Source organism: Agathobaculum sp. TL06 (assembly GCF_054658635.1).
Map to the genome: position 1 here is coordinate 18483 of NZ_BAAGGY010000014.1, position 18589 is coordinate 37071.

Sequence of the window (18589 nt, forward strand, 5' to 3'; positions counted from 1 at the left end):
CGTTACCTCACAAAACACCCGCAGGGCGGCACGTTCGGACATGCCGCCCCACGATATCCTTTCTTACTTTTCAACCGACGGGAAGTGCTCGCCGGTCTTTTTGTACAGCATTTGGTCGTTGAGCGCGCGCACCTTAAGCGGCAGGCCGAACAGGTTGATGAAGCCGGCCGAATCCGCCTGGTCGTAGCAGTCGTCCTCATTAAAGGTGGCCATATCCTCGGAGTACAGGCTGTACGGCGAGGTGACGGACGCCGGAATGATATTGCCCTTGTACAGCTTGAGCTTGACGTCGCCGGTGACGGTCTCCTGCGTGGAATCGACGAACGCCGAAAGCGCCTTGCGCAGCGGGGTGTACCACTGGCCGTTGTAGACCAGGTCGCCGAACTTCATCGCAACCTGCGCCTTGTAGTGCGCGGTCTCCTTGTCGAGCGTGATCTCCTCCAGCTTCTGGTGCGCTGCGTACAGCACCGCGCCGCCCGGCGTCTCGTATACGCCGCGGCTCTTCATGCCGACCAGACGGTTTTCCACAATGTCCAGGATGCCCACGCCGTTCTCGCCGCCGAGCTTGTTGAGCTTTTCGATGATCGCGACCGAATCCAGCTCCTCGCCGTCCACCGCGGTGGGTACGCCCTTTTCAAAGTGGATGGTAACGTAGGTCGGCTTATCGGGCGCCATCTCCGGAGAAACGCCCAATTCGAGGAAGCCCGGCTTATTGATCGGCGCCTCGTTGGAGGGCAGCTCAAGGTCAAGGCCCTCATGGCTCAGGTGCCACAGGTTCTTATCCTTGGAATAGTTGGTTTCCTTGTTGATCTTGAGCGGGATGTTATGCGCCTCCGCGTAGGCGATCTCCTTCTCGCGGCTGTTCAGTTCCCAGAAGCGCCACGGCGCGATAATGTCCATCTGCGGGGCGAACGCGTGAATCGCCAGCTCGAAACGCACCTGGTCGTTGCCCTTGCCCGTGCAGCCGTGGCAGATTGCGTCCGCGCCCTCCTGCAGCGCAATCTCAACGATGCGCTTGGCGATGATCGGACGCGCGAACGAGGTGCCGAGCAGGTACTGCTCATAGGTCGCGCCCGCCTTCATGGTGGGGATGATGTAGTCGTCCACGAATTCCTTGGTCAGGTCCTCGATGTACAGCTTGGACGCGCCGGTCTTGAGCGCCTTTTCCTCCAGCCCGTCCAGCTCGGTACCCTGGCCCACGTTGCCGGAAACCGCGATGACCTCGCAGCCGTAATGCTCCTTGAGCCACGGAATCAGCACCGAAGTATCCAAACCGCCCGAATAGGCCAGTACAACCTTGTTATATTTCTTTTCCATGTCTGCTTACCTCCGTAATCCGTCGTTTTTTTGACTTTTCCATTATACCCCCTATCCCTGCATTTGGCAAGGAAAATTTATAATTATTTTATATAATGAATATTTATTCATATCATGAATCGATATTCCGAAAGAAAGTCTTGCACTTTGCGCAAAAACGTACTATTATAACTATAAATGCACTGTGTCAAGACAGATGCACGGATTGAATAAAAGCGCATGACACCCATGCGCAAAGGGGCGTTTTCGCAATGACCGAAAAAAATCTGACCATGCTGACCGACTTTTACGAGTTCACAATGGCGAACGGGTACTTTGAAAAAGGCATCGCCGACCGCCGCGCGTATTTCGACATGTTCTTCCGCCGCGTGCCGGACGGCGGCGGCTACGCCATCATGGCGGGCGTGGAACAACTGATCGACTATTTCAAAAACCTGCATTTCACCGAGGAGGATATCGCCTACCTGCGCCGCCGCGGCTGCTTCTCGGAATCCTTTCTCAATTACCTGCGCGAATTCGAATTCGCGTGCGACGTATGGGCCGTGCCGGAGGGTACGCCGGTTTTCCCCGGCGAGCCGCTTGTCACCGTGGCCGGTCCCATGATCCAGGCGCAGTTCGTGGAAACCATGGTCCTGCTCACCATCAACCATCAGACGCTGATCGCTACCAAGGCCAGCCGCATCACCCGCGCCGCGCAGGGACGCACTGTGCTCGAATTCGGCTCCCGCCGCGCGCAGGGCTACGACGGCGCGATCTATGGCGCGCGCGCCGCTTATATCGGCGGCTGTCAGGGGACGGCGTGCGTGCTGGCCGATCGGGATTACAAGATCCCCGCGGGCGGCACAATGGCGCATTCCTGGGTGCAGATGTTCGACAACGAATACGAGGCGTTCAAGGCCTATGCGGACATTTATCCGGACAACTGCGTCTTTCTGGTCGATACCTATAACGTCCTCAAATCCGGCGTTCCGAACGCGATCCGTGTGGCGCGGGAAATGGTCAGTGAGCACGGGATCCGCCCGCGCGGCATCCGTCTGGATTCGGGCGACATCGCCTACCTTTCGATTGAGGCGCGCAAAATGCTGGATGCGGCGGGTTTTCCGGATATGCAGATCATGGCCTCCAACTCGCTGGACGAATACCTGGTGCGCGACCTTCTGGTGCAGGGCGCACGGATCGACTCCTTCGGCATTGGCGAGCGGCTGATTACCTCCAAATCCGAGCCGGTGTTCGGCGGCGTGTACAAGCTCGCGGCCGTGGAAAACGGGCAGGGAGAGATCGTCCCCAAGATCAAGGTTTCTGAAAACGTGGAAAAGATCACGACCCCGCACTTCAAGCAGGTATACCGCCTGTTTGACAAAGCGACCGGCAAGGCGCTGGGCGATGTTATCACGATCCATGACGAGGTCATCGACGCCGCCCTCCCCTATGTGCTGTTCGACCCCATCCATACCTGGAAGCAGCGCGTGGTGTCCGATTATACCGTGCGCCCGCTGCGCGTACAGCTGTTCCAGGCCGGCAAATGCGTTTACCAGAATCCGGCGATCAGCGACATCCGCAGTTACTGCCTTGCCGAGCTGGACACGCTCTGGGAAGAGATCAAGCGCTTTGAGAACCCGCAGACCTATTTCGTCGATCTGTCCCGCAGGCTTTGGGATTGCAAGCACGAGCTGCTGGAATCCTGCCGTATTTAACCCGAAATGCAAAAAGAGCCTCCCTCACGGGAGGCTCTTTGCTTTCTTTTTCAAAACAGGCTCGCCACGCCCAGCACGCCATTGGAGGCAACCAGCATGATAAGCCCTGCCGCCACAACGCCGCCCGCAATGGAGAGCAGCGCTTTCCCCTTTGGCATTTCGAGCAGCGTCGCAATCAGCGCGCCCGACCATGCGCCCGTCCCGGGCAGCGGCACCGCGACGAACAGGAACAGGCCGATCCTCGCATACTTGGTAACCTGATCCTTTTTGCTTTCCAGCTTCGCCTTGTAGCGGGTGACGAAGCCGGTAAACGGCCTGAGCGTCCCCACCCAGTCCAATACCTTTTCCCCGAAAAACAGCGCGAACGGAATCGGGAGCAGGTTGCCCAGATAGGCCAGCGGCAGCACCTCGTACCACGGCATGCCCGCCGCCATAACGCCCAGAGGCACCGCGCCGCGCAATTCCACCAGCGGAACCATGGAGATGATAACAACAGCCAGCTCGCGGCCGGCGCCGAGCAGCCATTGAAACAAACTATCAAACATCGGTTTTCCATCCTCCAAAGCCTGCAAACTATTGCTTATGATACCCTAAAAACCGAAAAAGCGCAATACCTTAAAAAAATTTTACATTTGACAGCCCCTGCCGCCGGATGTATACTGTGGATACATCGATAAAAAAGGTATTGGGAGGCGGTTTCCATGCCCCGCAGAAAAAGCGACTCTCCTTTCCCCGGCAGCAATACGCTGCTCGTCCTCGCCATGCTGGAGGACGCGGACAAATACGGCTACCAGATCATCCGCGAGCTGGAATGCCGTTCCGACCAGACCTTCTCCATGAACGAGGGGACCCTGTACCCCATCCTGCACAGCCTGGAGGAGCGCGGCGAAGTGCGCTCCTACGAACGGGAGTCCACGGCGGGGCGGCTGCGCCGGTATTATCAGCTCACCCGCCAGGGCGTCAAAACGCTCGCGCGGTGCCGGCGCGAGTGGGAAAAATTCTGTAAAAGCTTCGGCAAGGTGGTCGGGGGTGAGGCGTGTGTCACCAAATGAGCGCATCAGCCTGTTCCTGGACCGCGTATGCGCCCATCTTCTTTGGCCGCCTTACCGCGCACGAGTGCGGCGCGAGCTGACCGACCATCTGCTGACGCGCGTGGAATACCTGCAAAACGACCGCGGCTTCAGCGAGGCGGAGGCGGTCGAACTGGCGGTGCGCATGCTCGGCGATCCGGACGCGCTCGGGCGCAGCCTGCGGCACGCCCGCTTTCCGCCGCGTTACCTGTGCTGCCTGATCGCCACGGGTCTGGTTTGGGCGGCGATCGCCGCCTGTGCGGTCTATCTTCTGCTGCAGCTCCAAATTTGAAAAGCGTTCTGCGACCGGCCGGTGCAGAACGCTTTTTTCATATTCTTCTCTCCCGCGCCAGAGCGAGCAGCTTGAGCAGCGTCTGCACCGCACAGGCGATCAGGATCACCCCGAACGAGATCGCGCCGGACTCCTTCAGCACCAGGCTGCCATACTGCGCAAACGCCGCCATATCCCCCTGGACAAGCGCCAGCGTGGTATAATACAGGTCGCCGCCCGGGACGAGCGGCACGAGCATCGGCACCAGCAGCGTCAGGACCGGCGTTTTGAGCAGGCGCGCCAATACCTCCGCCAGGGCGGCTGTCGCGAGCGCGGCGGCAAAAAACGCGGCGACGCGGTCCTCATAGGCCCACAGGGCGAGCAGGTAAAACCCCCAGTTTGCCGCGCCGCCGAGCAGGATAGTCACCAGCCGGCTTCCTGAAATATGGAACAGCAGGCCGAAGCCCAGCGCACCCACGGCCGCCATGCCGACCTGCACCACCATTTCCCCGGTCATACCGCACCTCCCAGCTGCAGCAGCACCAGCGCACAGCCCGCCGCAATCGCAATTGCGCGCAGCAGCGCTTCGCACGCCCCCAGCAGGCCGCTGATCGTATCGCCCGCGATCATGTCGCGCAGCGAATTGACCAGCGCGATCCCCGGTATCAGCAGCATAATGTTGCCAATAATAATCTTATCCAATGCCTGCCCCAGTCCGGCTTGCACGGTTATCACCGCGGCCAGACACATCGCGGCCGCGCTCAACACGGTCAGCACCAGCGGCTGTAACGCAATACGCGCCCCCATGCGCCCGATCGCGTACAGCACCATGCTGCACAGCATCGCCGCCAGACCATCCCGCACCGAACCGCCGAAAAACACGGCGAACGAGCCGGAAATGACCAGATACGCCAGCGGGATGCGCCACGGCATATCGTCCCGCATGGTCCGGATCGCTTCCACCCGCGCGCACAGCTCCTCCAGCGGCAGCGGCGCGCCGCAGACCGCGCGCGAAAGCGCGTTCACCGCCTCGATGCGCCGCATATCGGTTTCCCGCCGCAGGATGCGGCGGGTCTGCGTCAGCACCGCGCCGTCCTCCGCCTGCGCCGTGACGATCATGCTGGCCGTGATGGTCAGCACATCCACCCTGCCGAAGCCATATGCCTGTGCCATGCGGCGGATCGTGTCCTCCACGCGCGCCACCTCGGCCCCCGCAGTCAGCAACAACTCGCCCGCGTCAAGGATTGCGCACAAAACCTGTTCCCGTTGTTCCATTTCATCCCCTTCACTCTGCCGGCATCCGGTCACAACAGCGGCGCAAACAGCCGCAGCACGCTGGCCGCGATCGACCGCAGCCAGGGTACCTTATGCAGCCAGGCGTCGTCGATGCGCCGGCTCACATTGATCGTTTCCAGAATATCCTGCTTGACCGCATGCACGACCGAGCTGTTGTAAAAGCAGGTCGCGCACTCAAAATGCAGGAAAAAGGAACGGAAGTCCATATTGATTGTTCCGACGACCGCCGTATCATCGTCCGATACGATGCACTTCGCGTGCAGGAAGCCCGGGCGGTATTCATAGATCTTGACGCCCGCGCGGTGCAGTTGCTGGTAATAGGACCGCGTAATCATATAGACCAGCTTTTTATCCGGAATCCCCGGCGTCAGGATCCGCACATCCACGCCGGACTGCGCCGCGATGGTCAGCGCCGTGATCATCTCGTTATCCAGCACCAGATACGGGGTCGTGATATAGACGTAATTGCGCGCGTTGTGGATGATCTGCAGGTAGGTCGATTCACCGACGTTCAAATCGTCAAGCGGCGAATCCGCGAACGGCTGGACATAGCCGTCCTCCGGCATTTTCATCGTCGGCAGGTAGGCGTTGAGCGGCGGCACCGGCTCGCCGGTCACATATTCCCACATCTGCAGGAACAGCGAGGTCATGTTGACCGTCCCTTCGCCCCGCAGCATGATGCCGGTATCCTTCCAGTGGCCGAAGCGCACCTTCTCATTGATATATTCATCCGCCAGGTTGATGCCGCCCATATACCCCACATTCCCGTCTATTATCATCATTTTGCGGTGGTTGCGGTAATTGAGGTAGGTGTTGAGCGTGGGGATAAAGCGGTTAAAGCGCACCGCGCGGATGCCGAGCGAAGCCAGGAAGCGGTCGTAGTTCTGCGGCAGCGTGGCGATCGAGCCCACGTCGTCGTACAGAATACGCACATCCACGCCCTCGCGCACCTTTTCCTGCAGAATATCGAGGATGGTATTCCACATGATGCCTTCCTCAATGATAAAATACTCCAGAAAAATGAATTTATGCGCCTGCCACAGCTCCTCGCACATGGAGGCGAACATATCCTCGCCCACGCGGAAATAATGCGCCTCGGTGTTGGTCCAGGCCGGCATGCCGTCCAGCGCAGTGATATAGCGGGCGCGCGCCGCGTGGCGCGGGTCCTCCTGTGCGAGCGCCTCGGTCGCCGGCATCAGGCGGTATTCAGTGAAATCCGGCGGCTGCGGCTCGTACTTATGCTGGGTGCGCGCGCGGTTGAACGGCGTGTTGCCCCACAGCAGGTAAAACAGCCCGCCGAACAGCGGCAGCAGCAGGATAACGATGATCCAGCTGATCTTATAGGTCGGGTTATCATATTTACGGACAAGCCAGATCACGATGATGACGCTCAGCACGGTCAATATCCGCGGCGCCCACAGCCAGCGCCCGCTCATCCAGCCCACGCTGTACATGACGATCACCAGCTGCGCAACCAGCAGCAGTCCGCCGACCACGCGCCGGTCCGCCAGGATCCGTCCCAAAATTCTGCGCATAACCCGACTCCTTTCTCCACAAACTTTCCTGTATAGCATCATATCGCACCATTCCGCAAAAGTCAATGCACACGCATTGCCCAGCCGGAAAAACTATGGTATAATAGCCGCAAAGCGGCTATTATACATTGATTTTAATTATTATACCACCAGCGGCGCTTTGCGGCTGCTTCAGGCGAAAAAGCGCCGGCCGCTGTGGCATAATAGCGCCGCAAAGCGGCCGAGCCGCCTTTTTCCATGCGTGTATCTGCGCCGCCGCAGGGCATGCCACTGGCCCGCCCCCAGAACCGACATAAGCAAAGGAAGGAACGCAAATGCCACATACTCCCGTGCCTGCCGGCGAGCTGAACGCCCGCCTTTCCCGACTGCGCGCCGCATTGGCGCAGCACGATCCCGCGTGGTCCATGACCATTCTGGACAACAAGATCGATCTTTATTACTTCACCGGCACCATGCAGGATGGCGCGCTCATCGTCACGCCCGACCAGGCGGTGCTGTTCGTCCGCCGTTCGTTCGAATGTGCCAAACGCGAATCCGCTTTTGCGGATATCCGTCCGCTGGGCAGCTTCCGCGCGGTTGCGGAGGCGTTCCCCACCATCCCCGATCGGGTCTATGTCGCCGCGCGCACCATGACGCTGCAGAAGCTCTCCCTGCTGCAGAAGTACCTGCCCTTTACGCAGCCGCAGCCGGTGGACGGCGTCCTTGCGGGCCTGCGGGCCGTCAAAAGCGCCTACGAGCTGGACTGCATGCGCCAGTCCGGCGTCCTGCACCGCTTCGCGCTGGAGGAGATCGCCCCCGTCCTGCTGCGGGATGGCATCAGCGAAGCGCGGCTGTGCAGCGAGGTCGGCACCGTCCTGCTCGAACGGGGCGCTATGGGTATTTCCCGCTTCAACCAGGCGGCTGCAGACGATGTGCTCGGCGTGGCGAGCTTCAGCGAAAACAGCCTGACCGGCTGCGGCCTGGACAGCCCCACCGGCACGGCCGGCACCTGCATCGCCATGAAATCCATCGGCTCCTCCGAGCGGCGTCTGCGCGAGGGCGACGTCGTGCTGCTCGACATTCCCAGCGGTTTCCGCGGCTACCATACGGATAAAAGCATCTCGTTTTTCTATGGCTCGCTCGCCAGGCATCCGCAGGGCGGCCGGATCCGCGCCGCGCGCGAACAGTGCGTGTTCCTTGAGCATGAGGCTGCCGCCATGCTGCGCCCGGGCGCGGTGCCGGCCGAGGTATATGGTAAGCTGTGCGCCTGTGTCGATCCCGCGTTCCGCGCGGGCTTTATGAACGGCTGCAAGTTCCTGGGCCACTCGATCGGCCTGACCATGGACGAGTCGCCCGTCCTCGCCAGGGGCTTCGAGGAGCCGATCCGCGCCGGCATGACGTTCGCGGTCGAACCCAAAATTGCCCTGGAGGGAATCGGTCTGGTCGGCTGCGAAAACACCTACGAGGTCGTCTCCGACGGTCCCGCCCGCTCGCTGACCGGCGCGTGCGACACCCCCTTTGAAATCAACGGCTGATCCGGCCGCAAAACAAGGAGTTCTGCTATGTATCCATTCGCTCTTGTCACCGATTCGACCATCGATGAGACCGCCGCCTACTTTTCACAGAACGACATCGGCTGCGCGCCGCTCGCTTTTACGATCGACGGGCGCACCATCGAGGAGGACTGCGGGCAGACCGTTTCATTCCACCAGTTTTACGACCTGCTGCGGGAGGGGAAGCTGCCCGTCACCTCGCAGGCAAAGCTGGAAACGTTTCTGACCCTTTTCCGCACCGCGCTGGAAGCCGGGCAGGACGTGCTGTATATCGGCTTTTCCTCCGGCCTTTCGGGTACGTTCCACGCGGGCTGCATGGCGCGCGACGAGCTTGCCCCGCTTTTCCCCGCGCGCAAAATCATCTGCATCGACTCCCTCTCCGCGACCGGCGGCGAATACCTGCTGGTTGATAAAGCCCGTGAAATGCGCGACAGCGGATGCACCATCGAGGTGACCGCCGCCGCGGTGGAGCAGATGCGGCTGCATGTGATCCATCTGATCACGGTCAACGACCTGGGCCACCTGCACCGCGGCGGGCGGCTGAGCAAGACCTCGGCCGTGGTCGGCGGGCTGCTCGGCATCAAGCCGGTCATCTGGGTTGACAATGCGGGTAAGCTCGGTGTCGGCTGCAAGGTCCGCGGCCGGCAGAAATCCATTGCCTACCTTGCGGAACGGACGCTGCGCGAAATGACCGACCGGAACCAGGTTGTGCGCATCTGCCACGGCGACTGTCTGGAAGACGCCCGCCAGCTTGCCGCGCTGCTCGACGCGCACGGCGTCCGCTCGGACATCCGCTACATCGGCACGGTCATCGGCTCGCATACCGGCCCGGGCGTGCTGACCGTATTTTTCTTTGGCGGCGACAGAAAACCGGAATAAGCGCTGCGGCCTGTCCCACGGGACAGGCCGTTTTTCCTGCCCCGCGCGGGATAACAACGCCTCCCCCGCCGGCATAGACTGCCCTGAAGGAGGTTTTTCTTATGAATCAATCGGCGACCCTTGCGGTCGTCGGCGGCGACGTACGGCAGGCTTATCTGGCCTCCCTGCTGCGCGCCGACGGCCACACGGTGCGCACCTATGCGCTTGAACGGCGCCCCGTCGAGGGCTGCGCCGCTGTCAGCGACCCCCGCGCCGGCTTTGCGGACGTACAGGCGGTGATCCTGCCGCTTCCCATCCAGCATGGCGACGCCCAGCTCAACGCTCCGCTCTCCAACGCCCCGCACCCGCTCACGGATATCCTGGACGCGATTCCGGCGGGTACGCTTGCCCTTGCCGGCTCGGTCCCGTTCTGGGTACACGCCCGCGCCGTGCAGAACGACCTGCGTCTGCTGGACTACTTATCCCGCGACGAGCTTGCGATACGCAACGCGGTACCTGTTTCCTTTGGGTATAGGCCGGTTCGCCGCCGTGAACAGCAAAGCAGCCCCAGGCGCAGCGATGCGCCCGGGGCTGCTTTTCCGTTTTAATCGTGCGGCCTGCGGTAAAAATTGCCCGCCACCTGGTCGGTCTTCAGGATATTGATAAACGCATGGGGATCGATATCGCGCACAGCGCGGGTGATCTGCTTGACCTGGTCGCCCGCGATGACCGAATACAGCATGTCCCGCTCCTCGCCGTTATACAGGCCGGTCCCGCGAAACAGCGTCGCCCCGTGGTGCGTCGTATCCTTGATCTGTTCGTATACCTCCTGCGCCCTGTCGGAAATGATGAACAGCGTGGTCCGCTTAAAGCGCGGGTCGAGCATATGCACAACCTGCGTGGAGGCAAACTGGAAAATGATCGAATACAGCGCCTTATCCCAGCCGAACAGCAGGCCGGCCACGGCCAGCATCCCGCAGTTGGCAAAAAAGATGTAATTCCACGCGTCCACACCGAGCCGCTCGCTCAGCGCCACGGAGATGAAGTCCGTCCCACCGCTGGTCGCGCGCCCCAACAGGCACAGGCTGATCGCCAGGCCGTTGACGATGCCGCCGAAAATGCAGACCAGCAGCACATCGTTGGTCAGCGGCATGGAAGGGATCAGGTCGGTCAGCACGCTTGTCAACGCGATCATCAGGCAGGAATACAGCGTAAAGCGCTTCCCGATCAGCCGGAAGCTGACCACCGCCGGAACCGCGTTGAGCAACAGGTTGATCGCGGTAAACGGCAGAGAAACACCGGCAAACTGCTGCGCGCTGCGCTGGATGAGCAGCGTCAGCCCGTTGAAGCCGCCGGGGAACAGGCCGCCCGCGTCCACAAAGCTTTTTATGTTGGCCGCCATCACCACGGACGCCGCCACAATCAGCAGCAGCCGCCTGAGCTGCTCCCCCCAGGACTGCTCCCGTTCCGAAAATCCCTGCTTTCCCTGTTGTTCCGTTCCAGACATTTGCGCCCCCACCTTAACTGAAAAAATGCGCAGCAGGCCCGCTGCAGGTATAGTATACCACAACGGCCGCTGGAAGTTAAGCAAAGGTGCGTCCGGACCGGTCTGTTTTTGCGTTACCCCTCTTCGTCCTGCCGGCTCAGATAGTCCAGGATTGCCTTAATAAAGCGTCCGTTGCTGATCCTGCCCCGCATCCTGACTGCCATCTCGCCAAAATACCGTTCCAGCACGGACGCCTCGCAGTCTTTCCAGATCTTTTTGACCGTATACCGGATGTCCCGCTCCACATTTGCCGGCGTTGTGTCGCGTTTGCGCGCGATCGCCGGATAGATCTCCTTGGTCAGGCCGCTGTTCTTCCGCCGGCAGGCGCAGACCGCGTCGACCGTATAGGCGTAGCCCTTGGATTCGGTGCGCAGGTCAAAGGCCTCAAACACCTGGTCCACCCGCTTCCGGAAGCGGGTTTCCTCGGATAACTCCTTTTCCCGCTCCTCCATGCCTGCCGCCCACAGCCGGATATGGTCGTACAGCGCGTCCTCCTTCAGCGGCTTGCGCATCATATAATCGATGGACAGCACGCTGCATTCGGCAAGCACCTGCGCCCCTTGGAACGCGCTGAGCAGAAGAATCGTCTCTTTCCCGCCCTGCTCCCGAATGCGGGAAGCCACTGTCAGCCCATCCACATGGAACAGGTCGGTATCCAGCACAACCAGCCCGGGCCGCGTATCGCGATACAGCTCCAGCGCCCGCGACCCATCCTCGGTCCATCCGGCCAGTTCGAGCTTCCCGTTCTCCTGCAAACGGCGCGCGACATATCGGGAAAGCTCGCTGTCCGCACAGGCCAGCAAAACGCGGAGCTTTTGTTTTTCATCCGCCATCTTTGATCTTCTCCTATGGCCGCTTCCCTGTTTTTCGGCCTTATATTTCTCTGTTCTATATTTTTACATATCTCTTCCATTGGTTCAAGTGCCAAAAAGATTTATTTTTCTCAAAATATCGACACAAATCGACAAAACTATTCCCTGACTTCCGTCCGCGGCAGGGCGGCGCGGACAGAAAGAGCGGGTCTCCGCAAGGCGGAAACCCGCTCTTATTTTTTTGCATTAGGTATCCGGTAGCAGCGTGCAGCGTATGTCCTCCGGCCGCAGGCCGGCTCCGCGCCTGGGCGGCGCACATTGCAGCCGGAACGTCGCCGCCAGCCCCCGCAGTCGCACCAGAATTTCCCCCTCTCCAATGCGCATCTGCTCCAAAAGTTCGCCGTACACCGCTTCACACCGGAGCGACTCGGTTTCCAGGAACGCCCGAAGCGCCGTCCGGCCGTCCCCTGTGCGCGCCGCCTGCCGCTGTGCCTCCAACGTCCGCTCCTGCCCGTCCAGACGCGCGAGCGCGGCGTCATAACGCGCACGCAGGCTGTCCAGCTCCTCTTTTGTGATGCTGTGTCCCAGCCATGCGTCCAGCGCGTCCCCCCGCCGCTGCAGCACGCGCTGCCTGCGCTCCCGCAGGCGTTCCAGCGCCGCAGGCACGCCGCTGTCCTCCGCCTGTTCCACCAGTTCGGCCGTCTCGCGGATCAGCCGTCCGGCGTCCAGCTCCAGCCGCTCCACCACCACGTCCATGCAGGTACAAAGCGCCTGGTGGGGCATCATCCGCATATCGCAGCCGGCAGGATTCTCCCGCCCATCGGTATGCCGCGGGCCGTGCCTTCCCCGTGCGGCGCACACCCAATACCGGTATATCTCACCCCCCGCGCGCCGCCGCCGGCGCGGAACGAAGCGGCGGCCGCAGGCCGCGCAAATGAGCTTTCCCGAGCACCAGTACCGGCGGGCGCAGCGCCGCCCCTGCGCGCCGGCCGGTGCGCGGCGCGCAAGCTCCTGCTGCGTCTGCTCGAAAACCGCACGCGGAACGATCGGCGCGTGGTGGTCGCGCAGGTATACCTGCTCCTCCTCCCCCCGATTGACCTGCTTTTTGTGATCCAGAAAATCCGGCGTATACGACTTTTTCTGCAGCAGGTCGCCGCAGTATTTTTCATTCCGCAGCAGACGCAGCACCATCGTGGAGGACCACGGCTTCCCTTTGGCGCGGGGCGGCTCGACGCCCGACTCGGACAGCTCCCGCGCGATCACAAAGGTTCCTTTCCCCTCGTTCAGAAATTTGCGGTACACCAGCCGGATCACCTCCGCCTCGTCCTCTTTCACCGCCAGCCTGCCGTGGAGCAGGGAAAAGCCGTAGATATTGTTGCACCCGAACACCACGCCTTTCTCCATGGAGCGCCTTTGCCCCCATTTGACCCGCTCCGAGGTCTTGCGGCTTTCCTCCTGCGCCACGCTCGCCATGATCGTCAGACGGAACTCGCCGTCGTTCTGACGGGTATCGATCCCGTCATTGATGAACACCACGCCCACCCCGTACCGCCGGAGCCGCCGCGTGCAGGCCAGCGCATCCACCGTGTTGCGGGCGAAGCGGGACACCTCCTTGGTCAGGATCAGGTCGATCTCCCCCGCCTCCGCGGCGGACAGCATCTGCTGAAAGGCCGGCCGGTTGCGCGCGGCGGTGCCGGACAGACCTTCGTCCGCATACACCCGCGCCAGCACCCAGTCCGGCTGGCTGCCGATATACTCCGCGAAATAGCGGCGCTGGTTTTCCAGGGAGTTCCGCTGGTCGTCCTGTGATGTCGATACGCGGCAGTACGCGGCGACCCGAAGCTTTGCGCCGGTCACCGTCCGCCTGCGCGCAGCTTATCCAGCGCGCGGTCCAGCTGCGCCTCGCTGATCTGTCCCGCTTCACGCAGCTTTTTCAGCAGGCCCGTCTTGACCGCCCTGCACAGGTTCTCCCGCTCCTTTTCCTCCATCCGCATACCGTTTCCCTCCTCCCTGCCAGCATATGCCGCCGCATCCCCCGTCATTCCTGCGAAAGCCTATACCGCTAACGATGTACCTACCTGCGAAGGCGCCCTGCAGCTGGCTATGGAACAGACCGAGCATACCCTGCAGGGCGCGTCCTGCCTGGTCATCGGGTATGGGCGTATCGGCGCGCTGCTCGCCCATAAGCTGCACGCGCTGGACGCCGCCGTCACGGTTTCCGCCCGTTCCCCGCGGGATTTCGCCAGGATCGAGGCCGATGGCATGCGCGCGCTCGACACCCGCAGCCTTGCCGGACGGCTCGGTGCGTTCCAGCTTATTTTCAACACCGTCCCCGCGCCGGTGCTCGGCGCGGCGGAGCTGTCCAGCCTTTCCGCCGGCTGCCTGGTCATCGATCTGGCTTCCCTGCCCGGCGGCATCTCCGCGGACGCGAAGCTGCCGGCCGGCTGCCGGCTGCTGCACGCGCTTTCCCTCCCGGGACGGGTCGCGCCGCTGTCCGCGGCGCGCGCCATCCACGATACGGTACTCACCATTTTGCAGGAGGAATCCATATTATGACCGCTCCGATCCGCATCGGCTTTGCCCTGACCGGCTCGTTCTGCACCTTTGCGCGCGTGATGGATGTCATCCAGACGCTTGTGCGGCAGGGCTGCGAGGTCACGCCGATCCTGTCCTTCCACGCCGCCCAGCTCGACACCCGCTTCGGCGACGCCGCCATGTGGCGCGGCAGGCTCTTTGCCCTGACCGGCCGCCAGCCGATCGATACCATCCAGGGCGCGGAGCCGATCGGCCCCAAAGGCCTGTTCGACGTACTGGTCGTGGCGCCCTGCACGGGCAACACGCTTGCCAAACTTGCACACAGCGTGACCGACACGCCGGTCGTCATGGCGGTGAAAAGCCATCTGCGCGGCGACAAACCGGTTGTGCTCGCGGTATCCACCAACGACGGTCTTTCCGGCAGCGCCGCCAATATCGGCGCGCTGCTCAACCGCCGCCATTATTACTTTGTCCCCTTCCGTCAGGATGCGCCCGACGCCAAACCCCGCTCGCTTGTGGCGGATATGGAGCGTATTCCGGATACCGTCCAGGCCGCGCTGCAGGGACGCCAGCTCCAGCCCCTGCTGCTCAGTCCGGCAAACGCGTAAAGAAAAGACCATCCGAAACGGATGGTCTTTTCCTTGTCTGCGGGTCAGCGCAGCTGCGGAAGCAGGTCCGCAAGCTCCAGCGCCGCCAGCGCCGCGTCCGCGCCCTTGTTGCCCGCTTTGGTCCCCGCACGCTCGATGGCCTGCTCGATGTTCTCGGTCGTAACCACGCCGAACAGCACGGGTACGCCGGTCTGCAGGCCCACCTGCGCGATGCCCTTGGAAACCTCGTTGCACACATAATCATAGTGCGTGGTCGAGCCGCGTATAACCGCGCCCAGGCAGATGACCGCGCAGTACTGTCCGCTCTGCGCGAGCTTTTGCGCCGCGAGCGGTATCTCAAACGCGCCCGGCACCCAGGCGAGCGTGATATTGTCCGTATCCACGCCATGCCGCACCAGCGTATCCTCCGCGCCCGCGATCAGCTTGGAGACGATAAATTCATTGAACCGCGCCGCGACGATTGCAAATTTCCCTTTCCCCGCGACAAGCTTGCCTTCCAGTACATTCATTTCGGTTTTCCTCCTGTTTTTATATGGTTTTCTGGAACAGATGTCCCATCTTGATCTTTTTGGTGTGCAGGTAAAACGCGTCGTCCTCCTGCGGCGCAATCTCGATCGGCACGCGCTCGACGATCTCCACGCCGAACCCGTCCAGCCCGTAGATTTTTTCCGGATTGTTGGTCAGCAGGCGCAGCTCCCGCGCGCCGAGATCCTGCAGGATCTGCGCGCCGATCCAGTATTCGCGCAGGTCGGGCGCAAAGCCGAGCTTAACGTTGGCCTCCACCGTATCCCAGCCCGCCTCCTGCAGCTCATAGGCCTTGAGCTTGTTAATCAGGCCGATGCCGCGGCCCTCCTGCCGCATATAAAGCAGCACGCCGCGGCCCTCCTTTTCGATCTGCTGCATGGCGGCCGCAAGCTGCTGCCCGCAGTCGCACCGCCGCGAGCCGAACACGTCGCCGGTCAGGCATTCCGAATGGACGCGGCAGAGCAGGTTCTTCCCGTCCCCGATCTCCCCTTTGACGAGCGCAACATGGTGCTCGCCGGTCAGGTCGTTGACATAGCCGTAGATCTGGAATTCCCCAAAGCGTGTCGGCAGCTTGGCACTGGCCTCGCGCACCACATGCTTGTCATGCCGGCGGCAGTAATCCTGCAGGTCGCGGATGGCAATGACCGCAACGCCCCACTCGCGCGCCTTTTCGAGCAGCTCGGTCGTGCGCATCATGGTGCCGTCGTCGCGCATGATTTCACAGCACAGGCCGCACTCCTGCAGCCCCGCCAGGCGGCACAGGTCGACCGTTGCCTCGGTGTGTCCGTTGCGGGTCAGCACGCCGCCCCGGCGCGCGGTCAGCGGGAATACATGGCCCGGCCGCCGGAAATCCGCCGGCCCTGCGGCCGTATCCGCACACGCGCGGCAGGTCAGGCCGCGCTCCTCGGCGGAGATGCCGGTCGACGTATCCACATGATCGACCGAAACGGTAAACGCGGTATGGTGGTTGTCTGTATTGACCTTGACCATCTGCTCAAAGCCGAGCCGCGCCGCGATTTCCGCGCTCATCGGCGTGCAGATCAGCCCTTTGGCATGGGTCGCCATAAAGTTGACGTTCTCCGTGGTCGCAAATTCCGCCGCGCAGATCAGGTCGCCCTCGTTCTCGCGGTCCGGATCGTCGATCGCCATGATCAGCCGGCCGGCGCGCAGCTCGTCAAGCGCCTGTTCGATGGTTGCAAAGTTTTGCTGCATGATTCTGGTTCCCTCTTTCTGTTAAAAGCCGTGTTGACTAAGAAATTCCATGGTGACGCCCGTCTGCCGGGCGGTATGCGGGGCAAGCAGCTTTTCCACATACTTGCCGATCACATCGCATTCCAGATTCACCCGTTCGCCCGGCCGCTTGCCGAGCAGGATGGTCTGTGCGCCGGTATGCGGTATGATGGACACGGCAAAGCCCTGTCCATCCACCTGCGCGACCGTCAGGCTGACGCCGTCGATCGCAATCGAGCCTTTTTCCACAATGTACCGCAGCAGGGCCGCGGGCGTTTTGACCGACAGCCAGACCGCGTTATCCTCGCGCCGGAGCGACGCGACCGTACCCGTGCCGTCGATATGTCCGGACACGATGTGTCCGCCGAACCGCCCGTCCGCGGGCATCGCGCGCTCCAGATTGACCGGCGCGCCCGCGCGCAGCTCCCCCAGGCCGGAGCGGCGCAGGGTTTCGGCCATTACGTCCGCGGTAAACGTCCGCCCATCCAGCTCCGCGGCCGTCAGGCACACGCCGTTTACCGCGATGCTGTCGCCGCACCGCGTCCCCGCGAGCACGGCGTCGGCCGCAATCGTCAGCCGCGCGCCCTGCGCGCCGTGCGCGATGCGTTCGACGCGCCCGACCTCCTCTACAAGTCCTGTGAACATGGCAGATATCCCTCCAACAAAAAGTCCTCTCCGACCGGCTCGGCGGTCAGATCGGTCAGACGCCACGCATCGGCCATCCGCGCAAGCCCCTGCCCGCCGGCCGGCGTCCTGGCCGCGCTGCCGCCGAGCAGCTTGGGCGCAATATACGCCTGCACCTTGCGGACGATGCCAGCTTCCAACGCGGCGAACGCCAGCGTCGGGCCGCCCTCCAGCAGGATGCTGTCCACGCCGCGCGCGCCGAGCTTCCGCATCAGCTCACGCAGATCGACCCGTCCATCCCGCTCCCCGCAGAGCAGGATCTGCGCGCCCGCCTTTTCGAGCGCCGCGGCCCGCTCATTCCAGCCGGCTGCCGCGATTATGGTCGGCACCTCGCCCGCGCTTTGGATCAGGCGGCTGTCCAGCGGTGTGCGCGCCCGACTGTCGCACACAATGCGCAGCGGATCACGCCCGCCGGGTATGCGGCAGGTGAGCAGCGGATCGTCCGCCAGCACCGTGTCCACGCCCACCATGATTGCGGAAAGCTGCCCGCGCGCCTCATGCACCCTGCGCCGCGCGGCCTCCCCGCTCACCCAACGGCTGTCGCCCGAAGCGGACGCGATCTTGCCGTCCAGCGTCATCGCGTATTTATACACGACAAACGGCGTCCGGTGCTGGATAAAGTGGAAAAACACCTCATTCAGCCGCCGGCACTCCTGTTCCAGCACGCCGGTCTCGACCTCCACGCCCGCCTCGCGCAGCAGGCGCACCCCTTTCCCGCCGACGAGCGGATTGGGGTCCGTGCATCCGACCACCACGCGGGCGATGCCCCGCTCCAAAATCGCGTCCGTGCAGGGCGGCGTGCGGCCCCAGTGGCAGCAAGGCTCCAGCGTAACGTACAGCGTCGCGCCCGCGGGGTCCTCCGTGCAGGCGGCCAGCGCGTTGCGTTCCGCATGCGGCCCGCCGCACGCCTCATGCCAGCCCTCGCCGATCACGCGCCCGCCGCGGGCGATCACACAGCCCACCATCGGATTCGGGCTGACCCGTCCCGCGCCGCGCCGCGCCAGCTCGAGCGCCCTGCGCATCAGCAGTTCCTCTTGCAAACGGCATCATCTCCCAATAAAAAATGTCCCGAAAGC

The 18589-nt window shown here is 62.4% G+C and carries 21 protein-coding genes; 8 read left to right on the top strand and 13 right to left on the bottom strand.

Going from position 1 to position 18589, the window contains the following annotated elements; all coding sequences use genetic code 11:
• Positions 1-63: 63 nt before the first annotated feature.
• Positions 64-1317, bottom strand: a complete 1254-nt coding sequence (locus ACYQ3S_RS09675; protein ID WP_459688776.1) for an argininosuccinate synthase — start codon at positions 1315-1317, stop codon at positions 64-66.
• Between the two features lie 251 nt (positions 1318-1568).
• Here ACYQ3S_RS09675 and ACYQ3S_RS09680 point away from each other — a divergent pair, with 251 nt between their 5' ends.
• Positions 1569-3011, top strand: coding sequence for a nicotinate phosphoribosyltransferase (locus tag ACYQ3S_RS09680; protein WP_459688778.1), 1443 nt, complete (start codon positions 1569-1571; stop codon positions 3009-3011).
• Positions 3012-3061: 50 nt separating this feature from the next.
• Here the strand turns inward: ACYQ3S_RS09680 and ACYQ3S_RS09685 are convergent, their stop codons facing one another.
• Positions 3062-3556: a COG2426 family protein gene (locus tag ACYQ3S_RS09685; protein ID WP_054326866.1), complete on the bottom strand. Its 495-nt coding sequence runs from the start codon at positions 3554-3556 to the stop codon at positions 3062-3064.
• A 156-nt stretch (positions 3557-3712) separates the two neighbouring features.
• Between ACYQ3S_RS09685 and ACYQ3S_RS09690 the strand changes: the two genes are divergently transcribed.
• A complete protein-coding gene (locus ACYQ3S_RS09690) occupies positions 3713-4063 on the top strand; it encodes a PadR family transcriptional regulator (RefSeq protein ID WP_459688780.1) in 351 nt (116 codons plus the stop codon).
• Positions 4050-4373, top strand: a complete 324-nt coding sequence (locus ACYQ3S_RS09695; RefSeq protein ID WP_459688782.1) for a permease prefix domain 1-containing protein — start codon at positions 4050-4052, stop codon at positions 4371-4373. Before ACYQ3S_RS09690 ends, ACYQ3S_RS09695 begins: the two co-directional genes overlap by 14 nt.
• Before the next feature lie 37 nt (positions 4374-4410).
• Here the strand turns inward: ACYQ3S_RS09695 and ACYQ3S_RS09700 are convergent, their stop codons facing one another.
• The 3 genes from ACYQ3S_RS09700 to cls are packed head-to-tail and all read right to left on the bottom strand — an operon-like array spanning position 4411 to position 7183.
• Complete coding sequence (locus ACYQ3S_RS09700; RefSeq protein ID WP_459688783.1) at positions 4411-4869, bottom strand: threonine/serine exporter family protein; 459 nt, start codon at positions 4867-4869, stop codon at positions 4411-4413.
• Positions 4866-5627 carry a threonine/serine exporter family protein gene (locus tag ACYQ3S_RS09705; RefSeq protein WP_459688784.1) on the bottom strand — a complete coding sequence of 254 codons (762 nt, stop codon included), beginning with the start codon at positions 5625-5627 and terminating at the stop codon, positions 4866-4868. Before ACYQ3S_RS09705 ends, ACYQ3S_RS09700 begins: the two co-directional genes overlap by 4 nt.
• A gap of 29 nt (positions 5628-5656) precedes the next feature.
• Entirely contained in the window at positions 5657-7183 is a 1527-nt protein-coding gene (gene cls, locus ACYQ3S_RS09710) for a cardiolipin synthase (protein WP_459688785.1), read from the bottom strand.
• A 314-nt stretch (positions 7184-7497) separates the two neighbouring features.
• Between cls and ACYQ3S_RS09715 the strand changes: the two genes are divergently transcribed.
• The 3 genes from ACYQ3S_RS09715 (at position 7498) to ACYQ3S_RS09725 (ending at position 10181) form a co-directional block, all read left to right on the top strand.
• Positions 7498-8697 (top strand): M24 family metallopeptidase, encoded by a 1200-nt coding sequence (locus tag ACYQ3S_RS09715; RefSeq protein ID WP_459688786.1) that lies wholly within the window; start codon positions 7498-7500, stop codon positions 8695-8697.
• A gap of 27 nt (positions 8698-8724) precedes the next feature.
• Entirely contained in the window at positions 8725-9594 is an 870-nt protein-coding gene (locus tag ACYQ3S_RS09720) for a DegV family protein (protein WP_459688787.1), read from the top strand.
• Positions 9595-9695: 101 nt separating this feature from the next.
• A complete protein-coding gene (locus tag ACYQ3S_RS09725; protein ID WP_459688788.1) occupies positions 9696-10181 on the top strand; it encodes a dipicolinate synthase subunit A N-terminal domain-containing protein in 486 nt (161 codons plus the stop codon).
• Here the strand turns inward: ACYQ3S_RS09725 and ACYQ3S_RS09730 are convergent.
• From ACYQ3S_RS09730 to ACYQ3S_RS09745, 4 genes are all read right to left on the bottom strand, one after another.
• A complete protein-coding gene (locus ACYQ3S_RS09730) occupies positions 10178-11080 on the bottom strand; it encodes a YitT family protein (RefSeq protein WP_459688789.1) in 903 nt (300 codons plus the stop codon). The genes ACYQ3S_RS09725 and ACYQ3S_RS09730 overlap by 4 nt on opposite strands.
• Positions 11081-11193: 113 nt before the next feature.
• Positions 11194-11952 carry a sporulation initiation factor Spo0A C-terminal domain-containing protein gene (locus tag ACYQ3S_RS09735; protein ID WP_459688791.1) on the bottom strand — a complete coding sequence of 253 codons (759 nt, stop codon included), beginning with the start codon at positions 11950-11952 and terminating at the stop codon, positions 11194-11196.
• 225 nt (positions 11953-12177) lie between these two features.
• A complete protein-coding gene (locus ACYQ3S_RS09740) occupies positions 12178-13788 on the bottom strand; it encodes a recombinase family protein (RefSeq protein WP_459688792.1) in 1611 nt (536 codons plus the stop codon).
• A complete protein-coding gene (locus ACYQ3S_RS09745; protein WP_459688794.1) occupies positions 13785-13925 on the bottom strand; it encodes a hypothetical protein in 141 nt (46 codons plus the stop codon). The genes ACYQ3S_RS09740 and ACYQ3S_RS09745 overlap by 4 nt, the downstream gene beginning before the upstream one ends.
• Positions 13926-14034: 109 nt before the next feature.
• Between ACYQ3S_RS09745 and ACYQ3S_RS09750 the strand changes: the two genes are divergently transcribed.
• Positions 14035-14487, top strand: a complete 453-nt coding sequence (locus ACYQ3S_RS09750) for an NAD(P)-dependent oxidoreductase (protein WP_459688796.1) — start codon at positions 14035-14037, stop codon at positions 14485-14487.
• The gene (locus ACYQ3S_RS09755; protein WP_459688797.1) at positions 14484-15074 is read left to right on the top strand and encodes a dipicolinate synthase subunit B; all 591 of its coding nucleotides are present in this window, start codon (positions 14484-14486) and stop codon (positions 15072-15074) included. Before ACYQ3S_RS09750 ends, ACYQ3S_RS09755 begins: the two co-directional genes overlap by 4 nt.
• A 44-nt stretch (positions 15075-15118) precedes the next feature.
• Here the strand turns inward: ACYQ3S_RS09755 and ribH are convergent, their stop codons facing one another.
• From ribH to ribD, 4 genes are read right to left on the bottom strand one after another with little or no spacing between them, the layout of a single operon-like run.
• Entirely contained in the window at positions 15119-15583 is a 465-nt protein-coding gene (gene ribH / locus ACYQ3S_RS09760; RefSeq protein ID WP_459688798.1) for a 6,7-dimethyl-8-ribityllumazine synthase, read from the bottom strand.
• A gap of 19 nt (positions 15584-15602) precedes the next feature.
• Positions 15603-16811: a bifunctional 3,4-dihydroxy-2-butanone-4-phosphate synthase/GTP cyclohydrolase II gene (locus tag ACYQ3S_RS09765; protein ID WP_459688800.1), complete on the bottom strand. Its 1209-nt coding sequence runs from the start codon at positions 16809-16811 to the stop codon at positions 15603-15605.
• A gap of 21 nt (positions 16812-16832) precedes the next feature.
• Positions 16833-17474 (bottom strand): riboflavin synthase, encoded by a 642-nt coding sequence (locus ACYQ3S_RS09770; protein ID WP_459688801.1) that lies wholly within the window; start codon positions 17472-17474, stop codon positions 16833-16835.
• Positions 17456-18553 carry a bifunctional diaminohydroxyphosphoribosylaminopyrimidine deaminase/5-amino-6-(5-phosphoribosylamino)uracil reductase RibD gene (ribD, locus tag ACYQ3S_RS09775; protein ID WP_459688803.1) on the bottom strand — a complete coding sequence of 366 codons (1098 nt, stop codon included), beginning with the start codon at positions 18551-18553 and terminating at the stop codon, positions 17456-17458. The genes ACYQ3S_RS09770 and ribD overlap by 19 nt, the downstream gene beginning before the upstream one ends.
• Positions 18554-18589 lie beyond the last annotated feature (36 nt).